Annotated in this window: 17 protein-coding genes; 10 read left to right on the top strand and 7 right to left on the bottom strand. The window is 64.8% G+C overall.

What is annotated here, in order from left to right; all coding sequences use genetic code 11:
• The first annotated feature begins 23 nt into the window (after positions 1-23).
• The 3 genes from XI09_RS29915 to XI09_RS29905 all read left to right on the top strand — a co-directional run bounded on the left by XI09_RS29915 (position 24) and on the right by XI09_RS29905 (position 3,607).
• Positions 24-830, top strand: coding sequence for a creatininase family protein (locus tag XI09_RS29915; protein ID WP_271570036.1), 807 nt, complete (start codon positions 24-26; stop codon positions 828-830).
• Between the two features lie 139 nt (positions 831-969).
• Positions 970-1,233, top strand: a complete 264-nt coding sequence (locus XI09_RS29910; RefSeq protein ID WP_271570035.1) for a hypothetical protein — start codon at positions 970-972, stop codon at positions 1,231-1,233.
• Between the two features lie 403 nt (positions 1,234-1,636).
• The gene (locus XI09_RS29905) at positions 1,637-3,607 is read left to right on the top strand and encodes a carbohydrate porin (RefSeq protein WP_271570034.1); all 1,971 of its coding nucleotides are present in this window, start codon (positions 1,637-1,639) and stop codon (positions 3,605-3,607) included.
• Positions 3,608-3,614: 7 nt separating this feature from the next.
• Here the strand turns inward: XI09_RS29905 and XI09_RS29900 are convergent, their stop codons facing one another.
• Entirely contained in the window at positions 3,615-4,346 is a 732-nt protein-coding gene (locus XI09_RS29900; RefSeq protein ID WP_271570033.1) for a sulfite exporter TauE/SafE family protein, read from the bottom strand.
• Positions 4,347-4,461: 115 nt separating this feature from the next.
• Positions 4,462-6,537 carry a methyl-accepting chemotaxis protein gene (locus XI09_RS29895; RefSeq protein ID WP_271570032.1) on the bottom strand — a complete coding sequence of 692 codons (2,076 nt, stop codon included), beginning with the start codon at positions 6,535-6,537 and terminating at the stop codon, positions 4,462-4,464.
• Between the two features lie 243 nt (positions 6,538-6,780).
• On the opposite strand from XI09_RS29895, the gene XI09_RS29890 reads away from it, so the two are divergent.
• A complete protein-coding gene (locus XI09_RS29890; RefSeq protein WP_271570031.1) occupies positions 6,781-8,079 on the top strand; it encodes a hemolysin family protein in 1,299 nt (432 codons plus the stop codon).
• A 213-nt stretch (positions 8,080-8,292) separates the two neighbouring features.
• Here the strand turns inward: XI09_RS29890 and XI09_RS29885 are convergent, their stop codons facing one another.
• From XI09_RS29885 to XI09_RS29875, 3 genes are all read right to left on the bottom strand, one after another.
• Positions 8,293-8,532 carry a PilZ domain-containing protein gene (locus tag XI09_RS29885; RefSeq protein WP_271570030.1) on the bottom strand — a complete coding sequence of 80 codons (240 nt, stop codon included), beginning with the start codon at positions 8,530-8,532 and terminating at the stop codon, positions 8,293-8,295.
• A gap of 100 nt (positions 8,533-8,632) precedes the next feature.
• Positions 8,633-10,258 carry an FMN-binding glutamate synthase family protein gene (locus XI09_RS29880; RefSeq protein WP_271570029.1) on the bottom strand — a complete coding sequence of 542 codons (1,626 nt, stop codon included), beginning with the start codon at positions 10,256-10,258 and terminating at the stop codon, positions 8,633-8,635.
• Between the two features lie 493 nt (positions 10,259-10,751).
• Positions 10,752-11,525 carry a ferredoxin--NADP reductase gene (locus XI09_RS29875; protein WP_271570028.1) on the bottom strand — a complete coding sequence of 258 codons (774 nt, stop codon included), beginning with the start codon at positions 11,523-11,525 and terminating at the stop codon, positions 10,752-10,754.
• Between the two features lie 373 nt (positions 11,526-11,898).
• Between XI09_RS29875 and XI09_RS29870 the strand changes: the two genes are divergently transcribed.
• The gene (locus tag XI09_RS29870; RefSeq protein WP_271570027.1) at positions 11,899-12,834 is read left to right on the top strand and encodes an ATP-grasp domain-containing protein; all 936 of its coding nucleotides are present in this window, start codon (positions 11,899-11,901) and stop codon (positions 12,832-12,834) included.
• A gap of 183 nt (positions 12,835-13,017) precedes the next feature.
• Here the strand turns inward: XI09_RS29870 and XI09_RS29865 are convergent, their stop codons facing one another.
• A complete protein-coding gene (locus XI09_RS29865; RefSeq protein WP_271570026.1) occupies positions 13,018-13,944 on the bottom strand; it encodes an amino acid ABC transporter substrate-binding protein in 927 nt (308 codons plus the stop codon).
• A 9-nt stretch (positions 13,945-13,953) separates the two neighbouring features.
• Entirely contained in the window at positions 13,954-15,252 is a 1,299-nt protein-coding gene (locus XI09_RS29860) for a dicarboxylate/amino acid:cation symporter (protein ID WP_092187108.1), read from the bottom strand.
• A 210-nt stretch (positions 15,253-15,462) separates the two neighbouring features.
• Between XI09_RS29860 and XI09_RS29855 the strand changes: the two genes are divergently transcribed.
• From XI09_RS29855 to XI09_RS29835, 5 genes are all read left to right on the top strand, one after another.
• Positions 15,463-16,464 (top strand): NADP-dependent oxidoreductase, encoded by a 1,002-nt coding sequence (locus tag XI09_RS29855; protein WP_271570025.1) that lies wholly within the window; start codon positions 15,463-15,465, stop codon positions 16,462-16,464.
• Positions 16,465-16,677: 213 nt separating this feature from the next.
• Positions 16,678-17,541, top strand: a complete 864-nt coding sequence (locus XI09_RS29850) for a cysteine rich repeat-containing protein (RefSeq protein ID WP_271570024.1) — start codon at positions 16,678-16,680, stop codon at positions 17,539-17,541.
• A 129-nt stretch (positions 17,542-17,670) separates the two neighbouring features.
• Positions 17,671-17,886, top strand: a complete 216-nt coding sequence (locus tag XI09_RS29845) for a hypothetical protein (protein ID WP_271570023.1) — start codon at positions 17,671-17,673, stop codon at positions 17,884-17,886.
• A gap of 189 nt (positions 17,887-18,075) precedes the next feature.
• The gene (locus XI09_RS29840; protein ID WP_271570022.1) at positions 18,076-19,215 is read left to right on the top strand and encodes an FAD-dependent monooxygenase; all 1,140 of its coding nucleotides are present in this window, start codon (positions 18,076-18,078) and stop codon (positions 19,213-19,215) included.
• Positions 19,212-20,825, top strand: coding sequence for a benzoate-CoA ligase family protein (locus tag XI09_RS29835; RefSeq protein WP_271570021.1), 1,614 nt, complete (start codon positions 19,212-19,214; stop codon positions 20,823-20,825). Before XI09_RS29840 ends, XI09_RS29835 begins: the two co-directional genes overlap by 4 nt.
• The last annotated feature ends 148 nt before the right edge of the window (positions 20,826-20,973 follow it).

Below are 20,973 nucleotides of genomic sequence, written 5' to 3'. Positions count from 1 at the left end.
AAGAAACCTCCAAGGAAAACTTGATGACGCCGTCCCGCGACTGGACCGAGATCCGCTGGGCCGATGCCGGTCCAATGGACGCGGCGCGCTGGATCGCCGTGCTGCCGCTGGCGGCGACCGAGCAGCACGGCCCGCATCTTCCGCTCGCAACCGACGTGTTGATCGCCGACGCCTACCTGGCGCGCGTGCGCGAGCTTTTGCCCGAAACCGTTCCGGCCAGTTTTCTCCCCGTTGAACCGGTCGGGATTTCCACCGAGCATATCGACTATCCGGGCACGCAGACGCTGCCGACCGATGTGGCGCTGAAGCGATGGACCGCGATCGGCGAGGAGGTTGCGCGTCGCGGGGTCAAGAAGCTCGTCATCATCACCAGCCATGGCGGCAACAGCGCGGCGATGATGCTGGTCGCGCAGGATCTGCGCGCGCATCACAAGCTGTTCGTGGTGACGACGTCCTGGTCGCGGCTGTCGGGCGCGGACAAATTGTTCCCGGCCGAGGAGGTGCGCCACGGCATTCATGGCGGCGCGGTCGAGACCTCGATCATGCTGGCGCGCTATCCCGACCAGGTGCGTCAGGATGCGATCGCGGATTTTCCCGCGAGCAGCGTCGCGATGGAGACGCAGTATCGCTGGCTGTCGACGCAGCGGCCCGCGCCATTCGCCTGGCAGGCGCAGGATCTGAACGCCAGCGGCGCCATCGGCAATGCGACGCTGGCCGTGCCCGAGAAGGGCGCGCAATTGCTGGATCAGGGCGCGACGGCCTTCTGCGAGCTGCTTGCCGAGGTCGATAACTTCGACGTGAACAGGCTCGCCAAGGGCCCTCTCGGTTAGCCGACATCTCCCTGGAGTTGTTGAGGAAAATACCTCGCTCCGGAGTCGCATCCGCCGTTTTCGAACCGGACGCGAGGAGCCTCCGTCCAACTGGGCACGCGGGCCACAACGGACCGCCTCAACCCGGATGGAGTTTCACATGTCGATCAAGACCAAGATTGCCGCCGTCGCTCTCGCTGCCCTCGCCGTCACCGGCAGCATCGTGTCCACCACCTCCTCGGCCGAAGCCAAGCAGCCCGGCTGGGTCTGGGGTGTGGGTGCCGGCATCGCCACCGCCGCTGTGGTCGGCTCCGCGATCGCCGCCAACAACGACCCCTATTACTACGGCTATCACCGCTGCGGCTGGGTCGCCCAGTACAACGCCTTCGGCCAGTACATTGGCCGCGTTCGCAGCTGCTACTGATTTGAGTACCTGAGGCCGATCTCACGTGGATCCTGCGTCCGACACGGGCGCCTCATCCACCCCGTGTCGTGCCCCCGACCCCGCCCGGCTGTCCCCCCGGGCGGGGTCAACCATTTTTGGACCTGAGAATTTGTTGCAGTCCCGTCACACAGCGGTGCGAACCATCACCTGCGGCAATCCGTGTCAGTTGCTATTGCGAATTAATCGCAATAAGGTTTGCAACAGACACGGGGACTTGGAAAGAAATCGCGTCGAATCGAGATCATCTCGGCCGATCGCATGACCACCCGGAACCTGGTGACAGGATCGCCGCGAATCGGCAGGGATGTCGGTTGCGGCGGATGGGATACATTCGCGTTTGGGGGCGTGCGTTTTGACGTTGAGAGGTCACCGACACCGGTACTTGCGGACGGCCGCGGCGATTGCCTCGGGCGTGCTGGCTTTTCCTGCCGCCGGCCGCGCGGCCGATCTGCCGCTGAAGGCACCGGCCTTGAAGGCCGTCTATGACTGGACCGGCCTCTACATCGGCGCGCATGCCGGCTATGGCCGCGGTTCGTCCCGCTTCGCGCTGAACGACGGCACCGCGATCAACGACAGCGGCGTCTTCAGCGGCATGATCGGCGGCGTGCAAGCCGGCTACAATTACCGGCTCAATTCCGGCTGGCTCGTCGGCGTCGAAGGCGATTTTTCGTTCCCCAACTACATCACCTCGAACTCGGTCGTCTCCTTCCTGTCGACACCCGCCAACACCGTCACGCAGCAATGGGACTACACCGCCAGCCTGCGCGGCCGCGTCGGCTACACCAGCGGTCCATGGCTCGTCTATGCCACCGGCGGCTTCGCCTGGATGGGCGAGCGCTATTTCGACACGCCGGCCTCCGGCGCCGAAGTCCCGAAAATCCTGAACACGCGGCCGGGCTGGATCGCGGGTGCCGGCATCGAATACGGCTTCGCACCGCATTGGAGCGCACGGCTCGAATACCTCTATAGCCGCTTCGACGGTGCCAACGTCGCCTTCTCCACGGGGGCCCAATACACCTCCTCGTCGCTCGACTTCCAGCAGGTCAGGCTCGGCCTCAACCGCAAGGTCGATTGGTCGGGCATGCCGAGCTACAATCCGAAGAGCTCCCTGATCGACACGGAATCGGATCGCTGGGAGATTCACGGTCAGAGCACCTATCTGCCGCAAGGCTATCCGTCGTTTCCCGCTCTCTACAGCGGAACGAACTCTCTCTCGCCGTCGGCGCAGGCCAAGGCGACCTGGAGCAACAGCCTGTTCCTGAACGCGAAGCTGTGGGACGGCGGCGAGGTCTATTACAATCCCGAGCTGCTCCAGGGATTTGGACTGAACGACACGGTCGGCGCGGCCGGCTTCCCCAACGGCGAGGCGCAGAAGTCGAACTTCCCCTATCCGCACTACAACACCTCGCGCTTGTTCGTGCGTCAGACCTTCGGCTTCGGCGGCGAGCAGGAAGAGCTCGCGAGCGGCCAGTTGCAGCTCGGCCAGAAGGTCGACGTTTCCAGGCTCACCGTGCAGGCTGGCAAGTTCGCGGTGGTCGACGTGTTCGACGGCAACGCCTACGCCAAGGACACCCGCAAGGACTTCATGAACTGGTCGCTGTGGGCGCCGGGTGCCTTCGACTATTCCGCCGACAAGGTCGGCCTCACCTATGGCGTCACCGCCGAATTGAACCAGAAGCAATGGGCGCTGCGCGGCGGCTATTTCCTGATGGTCGCGGAGCCCAATTCGAATCACTTCGACACCAAGGTCGGGGAGCGCGGCCAGTACGTGCTCGAGCTGGAGACGCGCTTCTCGCTGTTCGGCCAACCCGGCAAGCTCAGGACCATGGGCTGGGTCGACAGCGCCAATATGGGCAGCTTCCGCGAGACGCTGGACAATCCCGCGCTCAACCTCGACATCGCACAGACCCGGCGCGGCCGCCTCAAGGTCGGCTATGTCGTCAACCTCGAGCAGGCGATCACCGACGATGTCGGACTGTTCGGCCGCTGGAGCTGGAACGACGGCAAGAGCGAGACGATTGCCTTCACCGACATCAACCGCAGCCTGTCCGGCGGACTGTCGATCAAGGGCACGAAATGGGGCCGGCCCGACGACGTGATCGGCATCGGAGGCGCCGTCAACGCAATCTCCCAGGACTATCGCGACTTCCTTGCCGCCGGCGGGCTCGGCGTGCTGATCGGTGACGGCGCGCTCAACTATCGCAAGGAGCGTATCCTCGAAACCTACTACGCCTATGCGCTGAACAAGGCGCTCACCTTCACCGCGGACTATCAGCTCATCGTCAATCCCGCCTACAACGCGGATCGTGGCCCGGTGTCGGTGTTCTCCGGGCGGCTCCACGGCGAGTTCTGATCGCGGCTCAGAACAGCAGCGCGACGCCGGAGACGAACAACAGCGCGAGCACGATCTTGCGGAACGTGGTCTCGTCGATCCGGCCGAACAGCTTCAGCCCGAGCCACGTGCCGGCAAACAGGAACGGCAGGCCGAGCGCGAACAGCTTTGCCGTCTCGAGCGTGAGCGCTCCCCTGGCGCCCAGCAGGAGCGCCGCCATGGCGAACACCACGACTGCGACCGGCTGGAACGTTGCGCGCTGAACGTCCTTGGGCAGGCCGCGCAGATTGCACCAGACGGTGATGACGATGCCGGCGAGGCCGGTCAGCCCGCCAAGCAGGCCGTTGACGAAACCCACCATCACGTCGGCGGCCGGCGGCACGACGGACGCGACCTTGAGCTGCGGCCTGAAGAACGCATAGAGGCTGTAGACGATCAGGATTGCGCCAACCGCGATACGGACGCTCTTGGGATCGGCCGAGGTCAGAAGGGACACGCCGACCGGCACGCCCACGACGGCACCGATGATGAAGGGCCATAGCCGGCGCCAGTCGAGCGCGCTGCGCAGCTTCCAGACCGAGTAGCCCTGCACCAGGAGGCCGAAGCCGACGATCAGGCTGGCGCTCTGAAGCGGCGTCAGCACGTAGAGCCACAGCGATGCCGCGACGAGGCCGAAGGCAAAGCCGGAGAGGCCGGCGACGAACGCGCCAGCGAAAGTGGCCAACAGGAAAAGTGGAAGCTCGATTGCGATCCCGTCCATTGCTCGCTCCATGCAGCAGCGAGCAGCGCTTGCGTGGGATCACCACTTCACGGGGAGGCTGCGACATCCCCGTGATGCAAGTCTAGGTGAAGCGCGTCCTCTCCACAATGGGCTCCTACGCGGCCCGGATCGCGTCCAGGAACTTGCCGACCTCGACCTTGAGGCGGCTGCTCTCGCCCGACAGCGATTTGGCTGCCGCGAGCACATTCGAAGATGCCGATCCGGTCTGGCTCGCGCCGCGCTGCACGTCGACGATGCTGGCGGAGACCTGCTGGGTGCCGCGGGCCGCCTGCTGCACGTTGCGGGAAATCTCCCGCGTCGCCGCGCCCTGCTCCTCGACCGCCGAGGCGATCGTAGACGCGATCTCGGACATGCGGGTGATGGTGTCGCCGATCGCCTTGATGGCGCCGACGGAATCTTCCGTCGCCGTCTGGATTCCCGCGATCTGCTGGCTGATCTCGCCGGTGGCCTTGGCGGTCTGCTCAGCCAGCGCCTTGACCTCCGAGGCGACGACGGCAAAGCCGCGGCCGGCCTCGCCGGCGCGCGCCGCCTCGATGGTGGCGTTCAGCGCCAGAAGATTGGTCTGGCCCGCGATCTGGCTGATGAGCTCGACGACGTCCCCGATCCGGCCGGCGGCCTTGGCCAGCTCGCCGACGTGGTCGTTGGTCCGTCCGGCCTGCTGCACCGCCTCGCCGGCGACACGCGCGGAGTCCTGGACCTGCCGGCTGATCTCGTCGACCGACGAGGCCATTTCCTCCGCCGCCGCGGCAACGGTCTGCACGTTGGTGGAGGCCTGCTCGGACGCGGCCGCGACGGTCGCAGTGACCTTTTCCGATTGATCGGCCGTGCTCGTCAGCGTTCCCGCCGAGGCCTCCAGCTCCGAAGATGCCGACGCGACGGTGTTGATGACATCGCCGATCATGGCTTCGAAGTCGCGCGCGATCTGGTCCACGCGCTGGCCGCGACGGAGCCTCGCCTCGGCTTCGACCGCGGCCGCCTCGTCGGCGGCCTTCTTGGCGACGAGCGAATCCTTGAAGTGCCGCAGCGAGCCCGCCACCTGGCCGATCTCGTCGTTGCGGCCCGTCGCGGGGATCTCGACTTCATGCTGTCCGGCGGCGAGCGTCCCGATCACGTCCGCGAGCCGGCTGAGCGGCGTCACCACGCGGCTGCGCAGCATCATGGTCACGCCACCGAGCGTCCCGAGCAGCGCCAGCACCGCCACGCCCGCGAGGGCGAGCATCGCCAGCGCGCCATCGCGCGCGGAGGCGGCGCGCTCGGCAGCTTCGGCCAGCGCGGCGTCGCGCACGCCGTAGAACATCTGGATGGCCGGCACGATGACACCGGCCAGCTCCTCGGCGTTGACGCCGTACTTGCCGTCGCTGCGGGCCGCGGGCATTTCCTTATCCACGACGACCGCTGCTTTCCCGAAATAGGAGTCCGTCGCCGCCTTCAGCGCGGTCGCGATGCGGGGTGGGCTTCCGAGCTGGTCGATACCGGCCTCGATGCGCTCGCGGTCGGCCTCGACGCGCCCCTGCATACGATCCATCAGCGAGAGCTCGGCCGCCGTGAGCGGTCGGCGTGCGCTTAGCGCCGGCGACAGCGTGGCGGCGCGGCTGCCGGCCGAGACGCGCAGATCCTGCGCCGTCCGCGCCAGGTTCAGCAACGCCGCAAGCGAGGAATCGGCATTGACGACCTTCGCCTCGAGCCGGTTCATGACCGGTTCGATATTGGCGAGCACCTCGGCAACACCGGGCAGGAAACCCTTGATCGCGGCACTGTCGCGCGCCGCCAGCGGAACGCTCATTGCGCGATCTGCCGCGGCGTTGATCTCCTTCAGCCGCCGTGCGGCACGGTCGAGATTCTCGGCAATCGCTCCGCCGTCGTCCAGCACCATGATGGCCCGCTTTGCGCCCTCGAAGGCGGTCTCGGCGGCTTTCGCGGCCTTCGCGGCAGCGTCGATCTGGGCCTGCGTCGCAGCGGCTTCCTGGAAGATTGGTCCGATATAGGGGGCACGAAGGCCGGCGACTTGCTGGCTGACCATCAGGGTCGCACCAAAAGCGTCAACCGTCTTGATCGCGTCGGAGCGGTTCGTGAAGATGCGCGCCTGGGGTATCAGCACCTCGGCGCCGAGGATGACTGCAAAAAACGTCACCGTCAGCATCGACAGCGCGAAGAGCTTCCCGATCCGCATCCTTGGGTCCCCGAATACATTGCTACAAATGTCGAAAACCTAGCTGGCGGCCACTAAGGGCCCGTTAAGCAAAGGCCCGTAGTTCCGCGGAGTGCCTTGGGCCGCGCGGGTCTCCCCAACGCCGTCGTCGCCGGGTTCCCCCTGGTGCCAAGTGCGACAGAATTGCCGGGATTTTCCCCGCAAAATACCTATATCAATGCTTGCGCCGCCATCCGGCCGCACTCTTATACCTCCGGAACATCAATGCTCTCGGTCGAACTCGTCATCGTCGTCGTCCTGATCGTCATCAACGGCCTGCTCTCGATGTCCGAGCTGGCCGTGGTCTCGTCCCGCCCGGCCCGCCTCTCGCTGCTCGCCGCCAAGGGCGTGCGCGGCGCAGACCGCGCGCTGACGCTGGCGGCCGATCCCGGCAAATTCCTCTCGACGGTTCAGATCGGCATCACGCTGGTGGGCGTGCTCTCCGGTGCATTCTCCGGCGCGACGCTCGGGCAGCGGCTGGCGCAGTGGCTGGTCGAGCTCGGCCTGTCCGCCGGCATCGCCGACATCGTCGGCGTCGGCATCGTCGTCACGCTCATCACCTACGCCACCTTGATCGTCGGCGAGCTGGTGCCGAAGCAGGTGGCGCTGCGCGACCCCGAGAGCATCGCGGTCAAGGTCGCGCCCGCGATGCATGTTCTGGCGCGGATTTCGCTGCCGCTCGTCTTCCTGCTCGATCTCTCCGGCAAGCTGATCCTCACGCTGCTCGGCCGCGGCGGCAAGGCCGAGGAGAAGGTCTCGGAGGACGAGATCCATCACCTCGTCAGCGAAGCCGAAAACGCCGGCGTGCTCGAACCCGGCGAGAAGGAGATGATCGCCGGCGTGATGCGGCTCGGCGACCGGCCGGTCGGCGCCGTCATGACGCCGCGCACGGAGGTCGACGAGATCGACCTGAACGACGCACCGCAAGCCATTCAGGAGATCATCGCAAAGAGCCCGCATTCGCGCTTTCCGGCGTCGGACGGCGATCGCGACAAGCCGATCGGCGTGCTCCAGGCCAAGGACCTGCTGGTCGCTTTCATGAACGAACGCACGCCCGATCTGCGGGCACTTGTCCGCGAAGCGCCAAGCATTCCCGCCTCGGCGGATGCCCGCGACGTGCTCGCGATCCTGAGGGTCGCTCCGGTCCATGTCGGTTTCGTCTATGACGAGTACGGCGCCTTCGAAGGCGTGGTCACCGCGGCCGACATCCTGGAATCGATCGTCGGCGCGTTCCATTCCGAGGAAGGCCCGCCGGAGCCGGCCTATGTCAAGCGCGCCGACGAATCGCTGCTGGTCGCCGGCTGGATGCCGGTCGACGAATTCTGCGAACTGCTCGGCATCGAACTGCCGCCGCAACATCGCTTCTACACCGTGGCGGGCCTCGTGCTGCAACACTTCAACGTGCTGCCCAATGTCGGCGACGCCTTCGACCTCGGCGGCTGGCACATCGAGGTGGTCGATCTCGACGGAAGAAGGATCGACAAGATCTTGGCGAGCCGGAGGGGCGAGCAGGCGGCGGCGTGATCCACTCTCGTCGTCCCGGACAAGCGCAGCGAAGCGGAGCGAAGATCCGGGACCCATAATCACAGGACTGAGTTTGGCGAAGGCTGGTAGTTGCGCAGTACTGCTACCAACCGCGATCGATAGATCACGCGGTATGGGTCCCGGATCTGCGCTTGCGCTTGTCCGGGACGACGGCTGAGATTGTGGTGCGCGCTCAGGTCAAACGCAAAGCCCTCACCCGAACTTCACACCGATCCGCTTTTCCTTGCGCCAGACCACGGTGCACGCCAGATGCTTTCCGTCGGCCTGGATGAACAGGGTGAAGCGTTCGGGAATGCCGACCGGGCTGGTGACGTCGAGGGCTGCGCCGGTGTCCGAGAAATTGCGGACGGTGCAGTCGATCGCGCCGCCACCGAACTCGATCGTTCCGGCCTTCAGCACGCGATGTCTGGCTTTGTTGCGTCGCTCGTCCATGGGATGAATCTACACCCAAAGTTGAATCAGACGTTAAGCCCACGCTCTGCCCGCGACAATTATGGCCGCGCGCGACTACATCATACCGCGGCCCGGCGCCTCACAGCGCCGGCTGGAACGTCTCCGCCCGCGCCATCCGCCAGGCGTCGCGGAAGCGCGCGTCTTCCGTGCCTTCGAGCAGTTCGCCCGGACGCAGCGCCGGATAGAGCTGCGCGAAAGATTGCACCTGGGTCGTCGACGTCCGTTGGCTGAAGTGGATCGGGCGCAGCTGCCGGGGATGCTCGAGACCGGCCGCGGCGATCAGCTCGGTCAACGAGTGCAGCGTGGCATGGTGGTAATTGTGCACGCGGTCGATCTTGAGCGGCACGTAGAGCGCGCGCGCCCGCGTCGGGTCCTGCGTCGCGACACCGGTCGGGCAGCGGTCGGTGTGGCAGCTCAGCGACTGGATGCAGCCGAGCGAGAACATGAAGCCGCGCGCCGAATTGCACCAGTCGGCGCCGATCGCCATCGCCCGCGCCATGTCGAACGCAGTGGCGATCTTGCCGGAGGCGCCGAGCCTGATGCGGTCGCGCGCATTGATGCCGATCAGCGCGTTGTGGACGAAGTTGACGCCCTCGCGCATCGGCATGCCGAGATGGTCCATGAACTCCAGCGGCGCCGCGCCGGTGCCGCCCTCGTTGCCGTCGACGACGATGAAATCGGGATAGATGCCGGTCTCCAGCATCGCCTTGCAGATCGCCAGGAATTCCCAGGGATGACCGATGCACAGCTTGAATCCGGCCGGCTTGCCGCCGGAGAGGCGACGCATCTCCGCGATGAACTGCATCATGCCAACAGGCGTCGAGAAGGCGCGGTGCGAGGCCGGCGAGATGCAGTCCTCGCCCATGGACACGCCGCGGATCTTGGAAATCTCCTCCGAGACCTTCGCCGCCGGCAGCACGCCGCCATGGCCGGGCTTGGCACCCTGGCTGATCTTGAGCTCGACCATCTTGATCTGGTCTTCGCCGGCGACACGCGCGAACGCTTCGGGATCGAACGAGCCGTCGAGGTGGCGGCAGCCGAAATAACCCGAGCCGATCTCCCAGATGATGTCGCCGCCCATCTCGCGGTGATAGGGGCTGAAGCCGCCTTCGCCGGTGTCATGGGCGAAGCCGCCCTTCTTCGCGCCGGCATTCAGCGCACGCACCGCGTTCGGGCTGAGCGCGCCAAAGCTCATCGCCGAGACGTTGAACACCGAGGCCGAGTAAGGCTTCTTGCAGTCCGGTCCGCCGACGACAACGCGAAACTTCTCCTCGGCATGCGCCTTCGGCGACACCGAGTGATGCATCCACTCATAGCCCTCGCGGTAGACGTCCTCCTGGGTGCCGAACGGACGCTTGTCGAGCTGCATCTTGGCGCGCTGATAGACCACCGCACGGGTGTCGCGCGAGAACGGCATGCCGTCCTTCTCGCTCTCGAAGAAATACTGCCGCATCTCGGGACGGATCTCTTCGAGCAGGAAGCGGATGTGCGCCGAGATCGGGTAGTTGCGCAGCACCGCATGGCTCTTCTGAAGCAGGTCGCGGACGCCGAGCAGCGTCAGGGCGCCGAAGATCAGGATCGGGATCAGCAGGATGTCGAAGATCTTGCGATCGGCGATGCCGATGCCGATCAGGAGCGCGGTGACGACCGCACAGATCGTCAGCACGATGAAGCGCGGCGAGAATGGAATCAGCAGGGTTTCCATGGCCCCCTCTTCCAAGGGCCCACGCTTCGATTTTGGCGCTTTGCTATTTTCGTCGGCCACGATTCCCATCCTCTCGCCAGCTTAAGGCGGTACGATACGCCCGCGCCTGTCATACGGATATGACGCGGCGCTTGTTTCAGGCTAGCGAATTCGGCCGAGGCAAATCAATCAGCCCGATGGATGGGTTTTGCAGTGCAGCAGAGTTGGGGGGATTTGGGATAGCGGGCGGCTGGGCCGATGCGATCGACGTCTGGTAAGCGAAAGTGGAGCCCGGAAGCGCGTCCACAAATTCAGGTGTCGTCCCGGGCAAGCGCCAGCGCAGACCCGGGACCCATAACCACAGGATTTTTGGGCTGGCGAGTCTGTCACTCCGAATCTTCGCCAAACCACATCCTGTGGCTATGGGTCCCGGATCGGCGCTCTGCTTCGCTGCGCTTGTCCGGGACGACGAGTTGAGTGTTGACGCGAGATCGCGCCACTCGTTCAACAAAACTTACCGCTCGACGAACGCCTTCTCGATCACGAAATGGCCGGGCTTGTTGCCGCTGCCCTCGACGAAGTCGCGGCCTTCGAACATCACCTTCAGCTCTTCCAGCATCGCCGGGCTGCCGCACATCATGATGCGGTCGGTTTCGATGTCGAGCGGGCCCTGTCCGATGTCGTTGAAGATCTGCTCGGAGCTGATGAGGTCGGTGATGCGGCCGCGATTGCGGAACGGCTCGCGGGTCACGGTCGGGTAGTAGACGAGCTTGTCCGCGAGCAGCTCCCCGAACAGCTCGTCCTCGCGCAGATTGGCGACGAGCTTCTCGCCATAGGCGAGCTCGGAGACCTGGCGGCAGCCATGCACCAGTACGATGGTCTCGAACTGGTCGTAGACGTCGGGGTCCTTGATCAGGCTCGCGAACGGCGCGAGGCCCGTCCCGGTCGAGAGCAGCATCAGCCGCTTGCCCGGGATGAGGTTGTCGGTGATCAGCGTGCCGGTCGCCTTGCGGCCGACCAGGATGGTGTCGCCTTCCTTGATCTTCTGGAGGCGCGAGGTCAGCGGGCCGTCCTGAACCTTGATCGAGAAGAACTCGAGCTCTTCCTCGTGGTTGGCGCTTGCCATGCTGTAGGCGCGCAGCAGCGGACGGCCGTCGACCTCGAGGCCGATCATCGCGAACTGGCCGTTCTGGAAGCGGAAGCCGGTATCGCGCGTGGCGCGGAAGCTGAACAGCGTGTCGGTCCAGTGCTGGACGGAAAGAACCTTCTCTCGGTAAAACGCGCTCATGATTTTCGATATTCCGAATAATTGCGGTTTTAGGGCAAAAGCGTTGCCCGGCCCTGAAAGCGGGCGGACACCATTGCCATGGCGGAGGATTTCGCGTGTGTGATCTACGCCATTGAGACCAATAATCAACCTCGTTTCGGATGCAATTGATGCCGATCAAACCGGCATTTGCAGCGGAATTGGCCGCGCCATTAATGAATCTGCTGCGTGGCGCGCGCGGAGGGCAATTTCTTTTCCCTTTCGGGCTCGATGGCAGCACTTAATTTCCGTCGCGCTCGCGAGAATTTCATTAAGAATAGCTCTGATTTTCACCCCGGCCTGGCGCCGATCCCCGCATTTTTGCGGCTTTTGGCGACAGGGATGATTGAGACCCATGGCCAGCAGCGAACGTATCTTCGTCCAGGCGATCAGGCGCTATTGCGCCCGCCATGGCATTGCCGTCGACATCCGCTCCGGCGGCTGGCTGATCGCGATGCGCCGGGGCGAGGCGCGCCACTTCGCCTTCGGCTACGACATCGGCCTCAACAGCGCCATCGCGCATCGCCTCGCCAACGACAAGTCGGCGACGGCCGAGGCGCTGACGCTTGAAGGCGTGCCCTGCATTCCTCATCATCTCTTCCTCAACCCGAGCATGGGCGCCCAAATCGCCGGCCCCGGTTGGCGTGACGCGATGCTGGCCCTGCTTGCGCAGAACCCACAAGGCGTGGTGGTGAAGCCGAACGAGGGCACCTCGGGACGCGCGGTGTTCAAGGTGACGATCGCCGCCGAGCTCGATCGCGCCGTCAGCGAGGTCTTTTCGTCGAGCCTCGGCCTCGTGATCGCGCCTTATGTCGAGATCGAGGAGGAGGTCCGCGTGATCCTGCTCGATCGCAAGCCGATGATCGTCTACCGCAAGGATCGACCGTCGGTCGTCGGCGACGGGGCGCATACGTTGCGCGAGCTCGCAATCGCGGCAGGACACGACAGGCAGCTCCGCGAGCTCGACACGCGCGACGTGAATGCGATCGTCCCGAAGGGCAAACGCCGCATCCTGAACTGGCGGCACAATCTGGACGCCGGCGCGCGGCCGGTGCTGATGGAGAATGGCGAGGTGCACGCGGCATGCGTGAGGCTCGCCGTCGACGCCGCCAACGCCATCGGCATCGCCTTCGCCTCGATCGACGTGGTGCGCGCGGATGGCGCGTGGCGCGTGCTCGAGATCAATTCCGGCGTGATGATGGAAGCGCTGGCAAAGCTGCATCCGGAGCTGGTGCAGGCGACGTATGACGCGGCGCTGGACCGGGTTTTTGAAGACCACCGCGAGCGCTGATCTATCGCCGTCACCCTGAGGTGCGAGCCCTTTTCGGCGAGCCTCGAAGGGCGACGGCCACCGGTGGGGCCCCGCTCATCCTTCGAGGCTCGCTCAGCGGTGCCCTGCACCGCCGAGCGCGCACCTCAGGATGACGGGGTCGACATACCCACTTATCAACTCACCAAAGCGAAACAAACTCCTTTAATTATTCGCGCTCGCCGAATCGTCCATCGCCTTGAAGGCTTCCTCGAGTTGCAGCGAGATCGGCACGTTCAGCCGTTCGCCGGTCGGAAGCCGCGCGGTGAACCATTTGTTGTAGAGCGGGACGAGGTCGCGGTTGGAGCCGAGCTTGCGGAAGGTGCGCTCGACCACGGCCGACAATTGCGGCTCGCCTTTCCTGAACATGATGCCGTAGGGGTCGTAGGACAAATAGTCGCCGGTGACGCGGTACTTGTCCTGCGCCTTGTGGCGCGCGATCAGGCCGGAGAGCAGGATGTCGTCGGTCGCGAACGCATCCGCCTTGCCGTCCGCGAGCATCTGGAACGATTGCTCGTGATCGGCGCCGACGGCGATGTTCAGCCCCAGTGAGGACTTCTTGTCGGCCGCCTGGATCGCCTGCTCATTGGTGGTGCCCTTCGTCACCACGATGGTCTTGCCCTTCAGGTCTGTCAGCGACTGGACGCTGGACGCCTTCGGCACCATCAGCTTGGTACCGGCGACGAACATCAGGGGGGAGAACGCGACACGCCTGGCGCGCTCGGCATTGGCCGTGGTCGAGCCGCATTCCAGGTCGATCTTGTTCTGGAGCACGGCGTCGATGCGGTCATCCGAGGTGACCTTGACGTAGTCGATCCTGAGATTGGGATCGTCGACCTCGACGCCGATCTCCTCGACGATGGCCTCGCAGAGCTCGAGGCTGTAACCGATCGGACGACCCGACTGGTCGAGGAAGGAGAACGGCGGCGAGCTCTCGCGATAGCCGAGCCGCACGACATGCGCTTTCTTGATGGCCGACAGCGTCGGGCTGAGCCCTTCGCTCCCGGTCTGGGCGAACGCCGTGGTCGCGAGCAACGATGCCGCGAGCCACAGGCAGCCGCCGATCACTGACCTTGTCAGTGTCTGGCCCATGATGTGCTCCTAACCATGGCCGGCCATGGCGGGCACTTCGCCCGGCACCATGTCATCAGGCACGGCGTCGCCGGGCCCCATCGCATGCTCCGGCCCAAGCTCGCCTTCCCACTTCGCGACGACCGAGGTCGCGAGCGTGTTGCCGATCACGTTGGTGGCGCTGCGGCCCATGTCGAGGAAGGTGTCGATGCCCATGATCATGAGCAGGCCGGCCTCGGGGATGTTGAACTGCGCCAGCGTCGAGGCGATCACGACGAGGGAGGCGCGCGGCACGCCGGCGACGCCCTTGGAGGTGATCATCAGCGTCGCCAGCATCGCGAGCTGCGTGCCGAGCGGCATGTCGATGTGGTAGCTCTGCGCGATGAAGACGCTCGCGAAGGTGCAGTACATCATCGTGCCGTCGAGGTTGAAGGAATAGCCGAGCGGCAGCACGAAACTCGAGATCCGCGAGGAAGCGCCGAAGCGGTTGAGGCCCTCCAGCGTCTTCGGATAGGCCGCCTCCGAGCTCGCGGTCGAGAACGCGATCATCAGCGGTTCGCGGATCAGCTTCAGGAGGTGGCTGTAGCGCGGCCCGATCACGATGAAGCCGACGATCACCAGGATGGTCCACAGGATCGCCAGCGAGAGATAGAAGCCGCCCATGAAGACGACGAGCTTCCAGAGCACCAGCAGGCCGTTCTTGGCCACCGTCGCGGTGATGGCGGCCCACACCGCGAGCGGCGCGAACAGCATCACATAGCTCGTCACCTTGAGCATGATGTGGCCGATGTCGTCGATCAGCGCCAGGATCGGCTTGGAGCGCTCGGGCATCGCGCCCATCGCCACCGAGAAGAACACGGCGAAGATCACGATCTGGAGGATTTCGTTCTGCGCCATCGCATCCGCGATCGAGGTCGGGATCAGATGGGTCAGGAATTTCTCGATGGAGAAGGCCGAGACCGGCAGGCCGGTCGATTGGCCTGCCGCAGGCAGCGTGCCGGGGAAGTTGGCGCCGGGCTGGAGCAGGTTGACCATCACGAGGCCGAGCAGCAGCGACACGAAGGAGGCGCTGATGAACCAGCCCATGGTCTTGGCGAAGATGCGGCCGAGCTTGGAGCCCGAGCCCATATGGGCGATGCCGCCGACCAGGGTCGCAAACACCAGCGGCGCAATGATCATCTTGATCAGGCGCAGGAACATCATGGCGATCAGGTTGATGGACGAGGCCCAGTCGGCGCGCGTATCGGGCAGGAAGTTGTAGATCGCCGAGCCCATGATGATGCCCAGCACCATCGCGCCCAAGATGTATTGCGTAAACCTGTTCGACATTGCTTACCCCCACATACACCGGCGCTTCATGATGTCGCAGATATGACGGCTACGCAACACGCTTGGCGAGTGGCCGCGTTGGCCGGATGTTCCCGTTGTGAAACTGCTTCCCGCGATCTAGCCTTCATGCAGCGCACAACGAATGCGGCTGCACGTTTTCTTTGCGGCGGCTGCATCAATAATCGTCAAGCAAACGAAGAGGGAAACGCCATGAGCGGCAACATCAATCGCCAGATTCTTCTGGTGGAAAAGCCCAGCGGCAAGCTCGGTCCCGAACATTTCAAAATGGTCGATGGCGCGATGCCGGAGCCGAAGGACGGCGAGGCTTTGCTGCGCGTGCGTTACATCTCGCTCGACGCCGCCAACCGCGCCTGGATGCATGGCGCCACCTATCGTTCAGCCATCGAGGCGAACAGCGTGATGGCCGGCGGCGCCATCGCCGAGGTCGTCAGTTCGAAGGCGCCGGAGTTGGCTGCCGGTGACATCGTGTTCGGCGACACCGGCTGGCAGGAGTTTGCCGCGGTGCCGGCCAAGCATCTCACCAAGATGCCGAAGCTGGAGCCGATGACGCATCTGCTCAGCGTGTTCGGCATCGCCGGCCTCACCGCCTATTTCGGCCTGCTGGAGATCGGCAAGCCCAGGGAGGGCGAGACTGTCGTGGTCTCCGCGGCGGCGGGCTCGGTCGGCTCGATCGTCGGGCAGATCGCCAGGATCAAGGGATGTCGCGTCATCGGCATCGCCGGCGGCGCGGACAAGTGCAACTGGCTGACCTCCGAGCTCGGCTTCGATGCCGCCGTCGACTACAAGGACGGTGCCGTGTTCAAGGCCCTGCGCGCGGCCGCGCCAAAAGGCATCGACGTCTATTTCGACAATGTCGGCGGCGACATTCTGGAAGCCTGCCTGCCGCAAATGAACAATTACGGCCGCATCGCCTGCTGCGGCGCGATCTCGCAATATGATGGCGTGCCGTCGGCGCACGGTCCGCGCGGCGTGCCCGGCCTGATCGTGGTGAAGCGGCTGGTCATGCAGGGCTTCATCGTGATGGACTACATGAAGGAGAGCCAGCGTGCGCTCGCCGATCTCCAGGGCTGGGTCAAATCCGGCAAGCTGAAGGTGCAGGAGGACATCATCGACGGCCTCGCGAACACGCCGAAAGCGCTGATCGGATTGCTCGCGGGCGAGAACCGCGGCAAGCGCATGGTCAAGCTCTGACGACGTATCGTTTGAGCGTGATCTTTTCGGAAAACCGCTGCACACTTTTCCGGATCATGCTCTGGTTACGTCGCAATTGCGCCGGCATTATCTACTTGCGGTAGAGGCCAAAGCGTCCAAAGATATCGCTCGCGAGGCATCACTCGCGATGATTGCGCTTGCAGCTTTTTGATTAATGCGTCGGCGTTACCGACAGGGCAGGAATTTACTCAGATGTTCAACACGTTGAAACATGCATCAACGCGCGCGGCGTTGATGGCGGCCGCGCTCTTCGCAACTGCAACAGGCGCCTTCGCGCAAGCGCCGACCGACGCTCAGAAGAGCGCCATCCGGTCTGCATGCGGTTCGGACTTCATGGCGCACTGCGCGAGCGTCAAGCCCGGCGGCGTGGAAGCGTATCAATGTCTGGAGAAGAACATGTCCAGCCTGTCACCGGGATGCCAGACCGCGGTTCGCGCGGTGGAGCCCGCTGCGGCTCCGAAGACCGAAGCCGCTCCCGCCACACCGAAGAGCGAAGCTGCGCCCAAGACGGAGTCCAAGACAGAGCCTAAGACGGAAACGGCGCCTGCGGCGCCGAAGGCTGAATCGGCCCCCGCTGAAAAGCCCGCCGCCGCACCGGCGCCGAAGGCAGCTGCCGCCAAGCAGCCGAGCAGCGCGCAGGCTGCTGCGGTCAAGAGCGCGTGCCGCGCCGACTATCCCAAGGTCTGCGCCGGCGTGCCGCCGGGCGGCGCCTCCGCGCTCGAATGCCTGGAGAAGAACAAGACCAAGGTTTCGCCCGCCTGCGAGAAGGCCCTGAGCGCCGCGGCCGGCGGCGGCGCGGCAACAACGGCGGCGCCTGCGGGCGCGGCTCCTGCAGCGGCAGCAGCACCGGCGGCCGCGCCAGCCGTGATCGTTCTGCGCCCGCTGCGGCCGCGCGAAGAGTTGCTCATCGTCCGCTCCGCCTGCGGCGCCGACATCCGCACGCTGTGCGCTGGCGTTGCGCCCGGCGGTGGCCGCATCGTGCAATGCATCTCCAGCAATGCCGCCTCGCTGTCGCCCGCGTGCAAGGACGTGCTGGCGCCATTCGCGGCGCGATAAGGCAGCGCACGCCGACGTGCCAAGGCGCACGACACTGATCAGCGGCGTGCCCGAATGAATTTTCGCACGCCTGCCGCAACAAATCTTTGCGGATATCGATTTCGATCACGACAAGACCGGGAGGACAACATGCGTTCATTGCTGCTCGTTGCTTCTGCACTCCTCGCCTTCGCGGCGACCATGACGATCGAGGCCACCGATGCCAACGCGGTCGTGTGCGCCCGCGGCGTCTATCGCGCCGGCTGCGCCGGGCCGAACGCCGCCGTCGTGGTCCGCAAGCCGGTTCCAGCGGTCCGCTGTACCAGGGTGCTGGTGAACGGGGTCTACGTGAAGCGCTGCGTCTGATCCCGGGTGGCCAAGCCGGCGCGCTTTGGCTATGGTTCGCGCCTGACGGTTTCGGACACGCGCAAAACGTGTGTCCGAAAGCGAGTTTTGGCGCGCCATGCCCGGCCAATAATTCCGCTGGCGCCGGCCGCCGGAGCACATTAGTCTACCCCTAGATAGTAAGTATACTGTCAATTAGGGAGGCAGACGTTGCGGATCGCCGTGATTGGCGGGGGGCCCGGCGGGCTCTACTTCGCCTATCTCTGGAAGAAGCGTCATCCCGAGGATCAAGTCGACCTGTTCGAACAGAACCCGGCCGACGCGACCTGGGGCTTTGGCGTCGTGTTCTCCGACCAGGCCCTGGAGTTCCTGCGCGCCGACGACCCCGAGACGGTCGACGCGATCGCGCCGCATATGGAGAGCTGGGAGAACATCACGCTCAACCTGCGTGGCGGCAGCGTCGCCATCGACGGCGTCGGCTTCTCCTCAATCGGGCGGCTCGAGCTCTTGCAGTTCCTTCAGCAGCGCGCGCTCGATGTCGGCGTCACGTCGCGCTTCGACACGCAAATTCTCGGAATCGACCAGCTCAACGGCCACGACCTGATCGTCGCCGCCGACGGCTTGAACTCGCTGGTGCGCCGCGCCTTCGAGGGCGATTTCGGCACCTCGCTGTCCTATTCCTCGAACAAGTTCGTCTGGTACGGCACCTCGAGGCGGTTCGACACGCTGTCGCAGACCTTCGTCAAGACCGACCGCGGCGCCTTCAACGCCCACCACTACCGCTATTCGCCGACCATGAGCACCTTCCTGGTCGAGTGCGACCATGCCACCTGGCAGGCCTATGGCTTCGCCTACAAGGACGTCGAGCAGTCCAAGGGCGTCTGCGAGGAGGTGTTTGCGGATACGCTCGGCGGCCACTGCCTCGTCTCCAACAAATCGGTGTGGCGCAATTTCCCCTGGGTCTGGAACGAGCACTGGTCGTTCAAGAACATGGTGCTGATCGGCGACGCCCTGCACTCGGCGCATTTCTCGATCGGCTCCGGCACGCGGCTCGCGATCGAGGATGCGATCGCGCTGGTCAAGGCGCTGGAGTCGGATGCGCATCTTTCGACCGCGCTGCAACGCTACCAGGCCGCGCGCAAACCGGTCGTGCAGAAGCTCGTCGACGCCGCACGAACCAGCGCCTCCTGGTACGAGAACTTTGCCCAGCACATGCAGCTCGACCTGATGGATTTTGCCTACAGCTACATCACCCGCTCCGGCCGCATCGACGATTCCCGGCTGCGGGCGATGTCGCCGGCCTTCATGGCGCGTTACGAGGCCGAGAAGACCAGCGGAGACGCGGCATGAGCAACGAGATTCGCGACCAGGTGCCCGCCGACAGCGCGGGCGCACGCGAGATCGACTTTGCCGTTCCGCAAATCTACAACGCCAGCCGCGTGCTGTTCGACAATCTCGGCAAGGGATATGGCGACAAGCTCGCGCTGATCGGTGCGGCGGGCGCGCGCACATATGCCGAGCTCTGCGCGGAGGCTTGCCGCTGGGGCAACTGCCTCATCTCGCTCGGTCTGAAGCGCGGCGATCGCGTGCTGCTGTTCCTCGACGACACCCCGGCCTACCCGGCCGCCTTTTTCGGCGCGGTGCGCGCCGGCTTCGTGCCGCTCCTGATCAACACGCTGACGCCGCCGGATCTCTTGCAATTCTATCTCGCCGATTCCGGCGCGACCGTCGCGGTGGCCGAGTTCGAATTCTGCGCGCGCTTCAATGCGGAGGCGTGCAAGGACACGAGCCTGCAAACGCTGATCGTCGTCAATGGCGAAATGGGCGAGCATGCCGCACCTGCGGCGGTCGTGGCTGCAAGCTGGCTTGCGCAATTTCCGGCCGAGCTGGCGGAAGCGGACACAAATCGCAACGAGATGGCGTTCTGGATGTACTCCTCCGGCTCGACCGGCCGGCCCAAGGGCATCGTGCATCTCCAGCACGACATGGCCTATAGCGAGCTGGCCTTCGCGCAGAACGTGTTGAAGTTGACGCCCGACGACATCTGCTTCTCGGTGCCGAAGATTTTCTTCGCCTACGGGTTCGGCAACTCCGTCACCTTCCCGTTCTCGGTCGGCGCGACGACGCTGCTGCTGCCGGGACAGCCGAAGCCGGCAACGATCTTCGCGGCGATCGAGCAGTACAGGCCGACGGTCTTCTTCGGCCTGCCGACGCTTTACACCTCGCTGACCAAGGCCGAGGGCGCGCAACAGACGAACCTCTCGTCGCTGCGCATGGCGCTCTCCGCGGCCGAAGTGCTCTCGGCCGACGTCTTCAACGGCTGGAAGACGCTCACGGGGCTCGAAATCGTCGAAGGCCTCGGCTCGACCGAGGTGCTGCACATCTATCTCTCCAACCGCCCCGAACGGAAGAAACTCGGCGCCGCGGGCCTGCGCGTGCCCGGCTACGAGGTCGCACTGCGCGACAAGGACGGAAGCGAGGTCGGCGACGACGAGGAAGGCATCTTGTGGGTGCGCGGCGATTCCAACACGCCGCTGTACTGGAACCGGCCGGACAAGTCCGCCGAGACCATCCGCGAGGGCGGCTGGATCTACACCGGCGACCGTTTCGTGCGCGATGCCGACGGCTTCCACTTCTTCCGCGGCCGTGCCGACGATCTCATCAAGATCTCCGGCCAGTGGGTCTATCCGCTCGAGGTTGAGCTGTGCCTCGCCGATCACCCCGACATCCGCGAATGCGCGGTGTTCGCAGCTGAGCTGCCCGACCGTCGCATGACGCTGAAGGCGGTGGTGGTGATGAACAGCCGCGCCGCCGACCAAGGCGAAGCCACACGGCGGCTACAGGATTACGTCAAGGGCAAGCTGCTTCCCTACAAATATCCGCGCGAGGTGATCTTCATCGACGAACTGCCGAAGACGGGCACGGGGAAGATCGACCGGCAGGCGTTGCTCAGGATGTGAGGGGACGGCCGCGCCAATTCCTCGCTGTCATCGCCCGCGAAGGCGGGCGATCCAGTATTCCAGAGGCCGCAGTGATTAGACCGATGGGGCGCGGCGTACTGGATTCCCCGCTTTCGCGGGGAATGACAGCGGAGATCAAAGGCGACAG

This window comes from Bradyrhizobium sp. CCBAU 11386 (assembly GCF_028128955.1).
Taxonomy (GTDB): domain Bacteria; phylum Pseudomonadota; class Alphaproteobacteria; order Rhizobiales; family Xanthobacteraceae; genus Bradyrhizobium.
Note: the sequence above shows the minus strand (reverse complement) of the source record. Positions and strands in the feature narration are given on the sequence as shown.

Coding starts and splice junctions, on each gene's coding strand:
- XI09_RS29915 (WP_271570036.1), top strand. CDS start 24: ATGACGCCGTCCCGCGACTGGACCGAGATCCGCTGGGCCGATGCCGGT.
- XI09_RS29910 (WP_271570035.1), top strand. CDS start 970: ATGTCGATCAAGACCAAGATTGCCGCCGTCGCTCTCGCTGCCCTCGCC.
- XI09_RS29900 (WP_271570033.1), bottom strand. CDS start 4,346: ATGGACGGGATCGCAATCGAGCTTCCACTTTTCCTGTTGGCCACTTTC.
- XI09_RS29895 (WP_271570032.1), bottom strand. CDS start 6,537: ATGCGGATCGGGAAGCTCTTCGCGCTGTCGATGCTGACGGTGACGTTT.
- XI09_RS29890 (WP_271570031.1), top strand. CDS start 6,781: ATGCTCTCGGTCGAACTCGTCATCGTCGTCGTCCTGATCGTCATCAAC.
- XI09_RS29885 (WP_271570030.1), bottom strand. CDS start 8,532: ATGGACGAGCGACGCAACAAAGCCAGACATCGCGTGCTGAAGGCCGGA.
- XI09_RS29880 (WP_271570029.1), bottom strand. CDS start 10,258: ATGGAAACCCTGCTGATTCCATTCTCGCCGCGCTTCATCGTGCTGACG.
- XI09_RS29875 (WP_271570028.1), bottom strand. CDS start 11,525: ATGAGCGCGTTTTACCGAGAGAAGGTTCTTTCCGTCCAGCACTGGACC.
- XI09_RS29870 (WP_271570027.1), top strand. CDS start 11,899: ATGGCCAGCAGCGAACGTATCTTCGTCCAGGCGATCAGGCGCTATTGC.
- XI09_RS29865 (WP_271570026.1), bottom strand. CDS start 13,944: ATGGGCCAGACACTGACAAGGTCAGTGATCGGCGGCTGCCTGTGGCTC.
- XI09_RS29860 (WP_092187108.1), bottom strand. CDS start 15,252: ATGTCGAACAGGTTTACGCAATACATCTTGGGCGCGATGGTGCTGGGC.
- XI09_RS29855 (WP_271570025.1), top strand. CDS start 15,463: ATGAGCGGCAACATCAATCGCCAGATTCTTCTGGTGGAAAAGCCCAGC.
- XI09_RS29850 (WP_271570024.1), top strand. CDS start 16,678: ATGTTCAACACGTTGAAACATGCATCAACGCGCGCGGCGTTGATGGCG.
- XI09_RS29845 (WP_271570023.1), top strand. CDS start 17,671: ATGCGTTCATTGCTGCTCGTTGCTTCTGCACTCCTCGCCTTCGCGGCG.
- XI09_RS29835 (WP_271570021.1), top strand. CDS start 19,212: ATGAGCAACGAGATTCGCGACCAGGTGCCCGCCGACAGCGCGGGCGCA.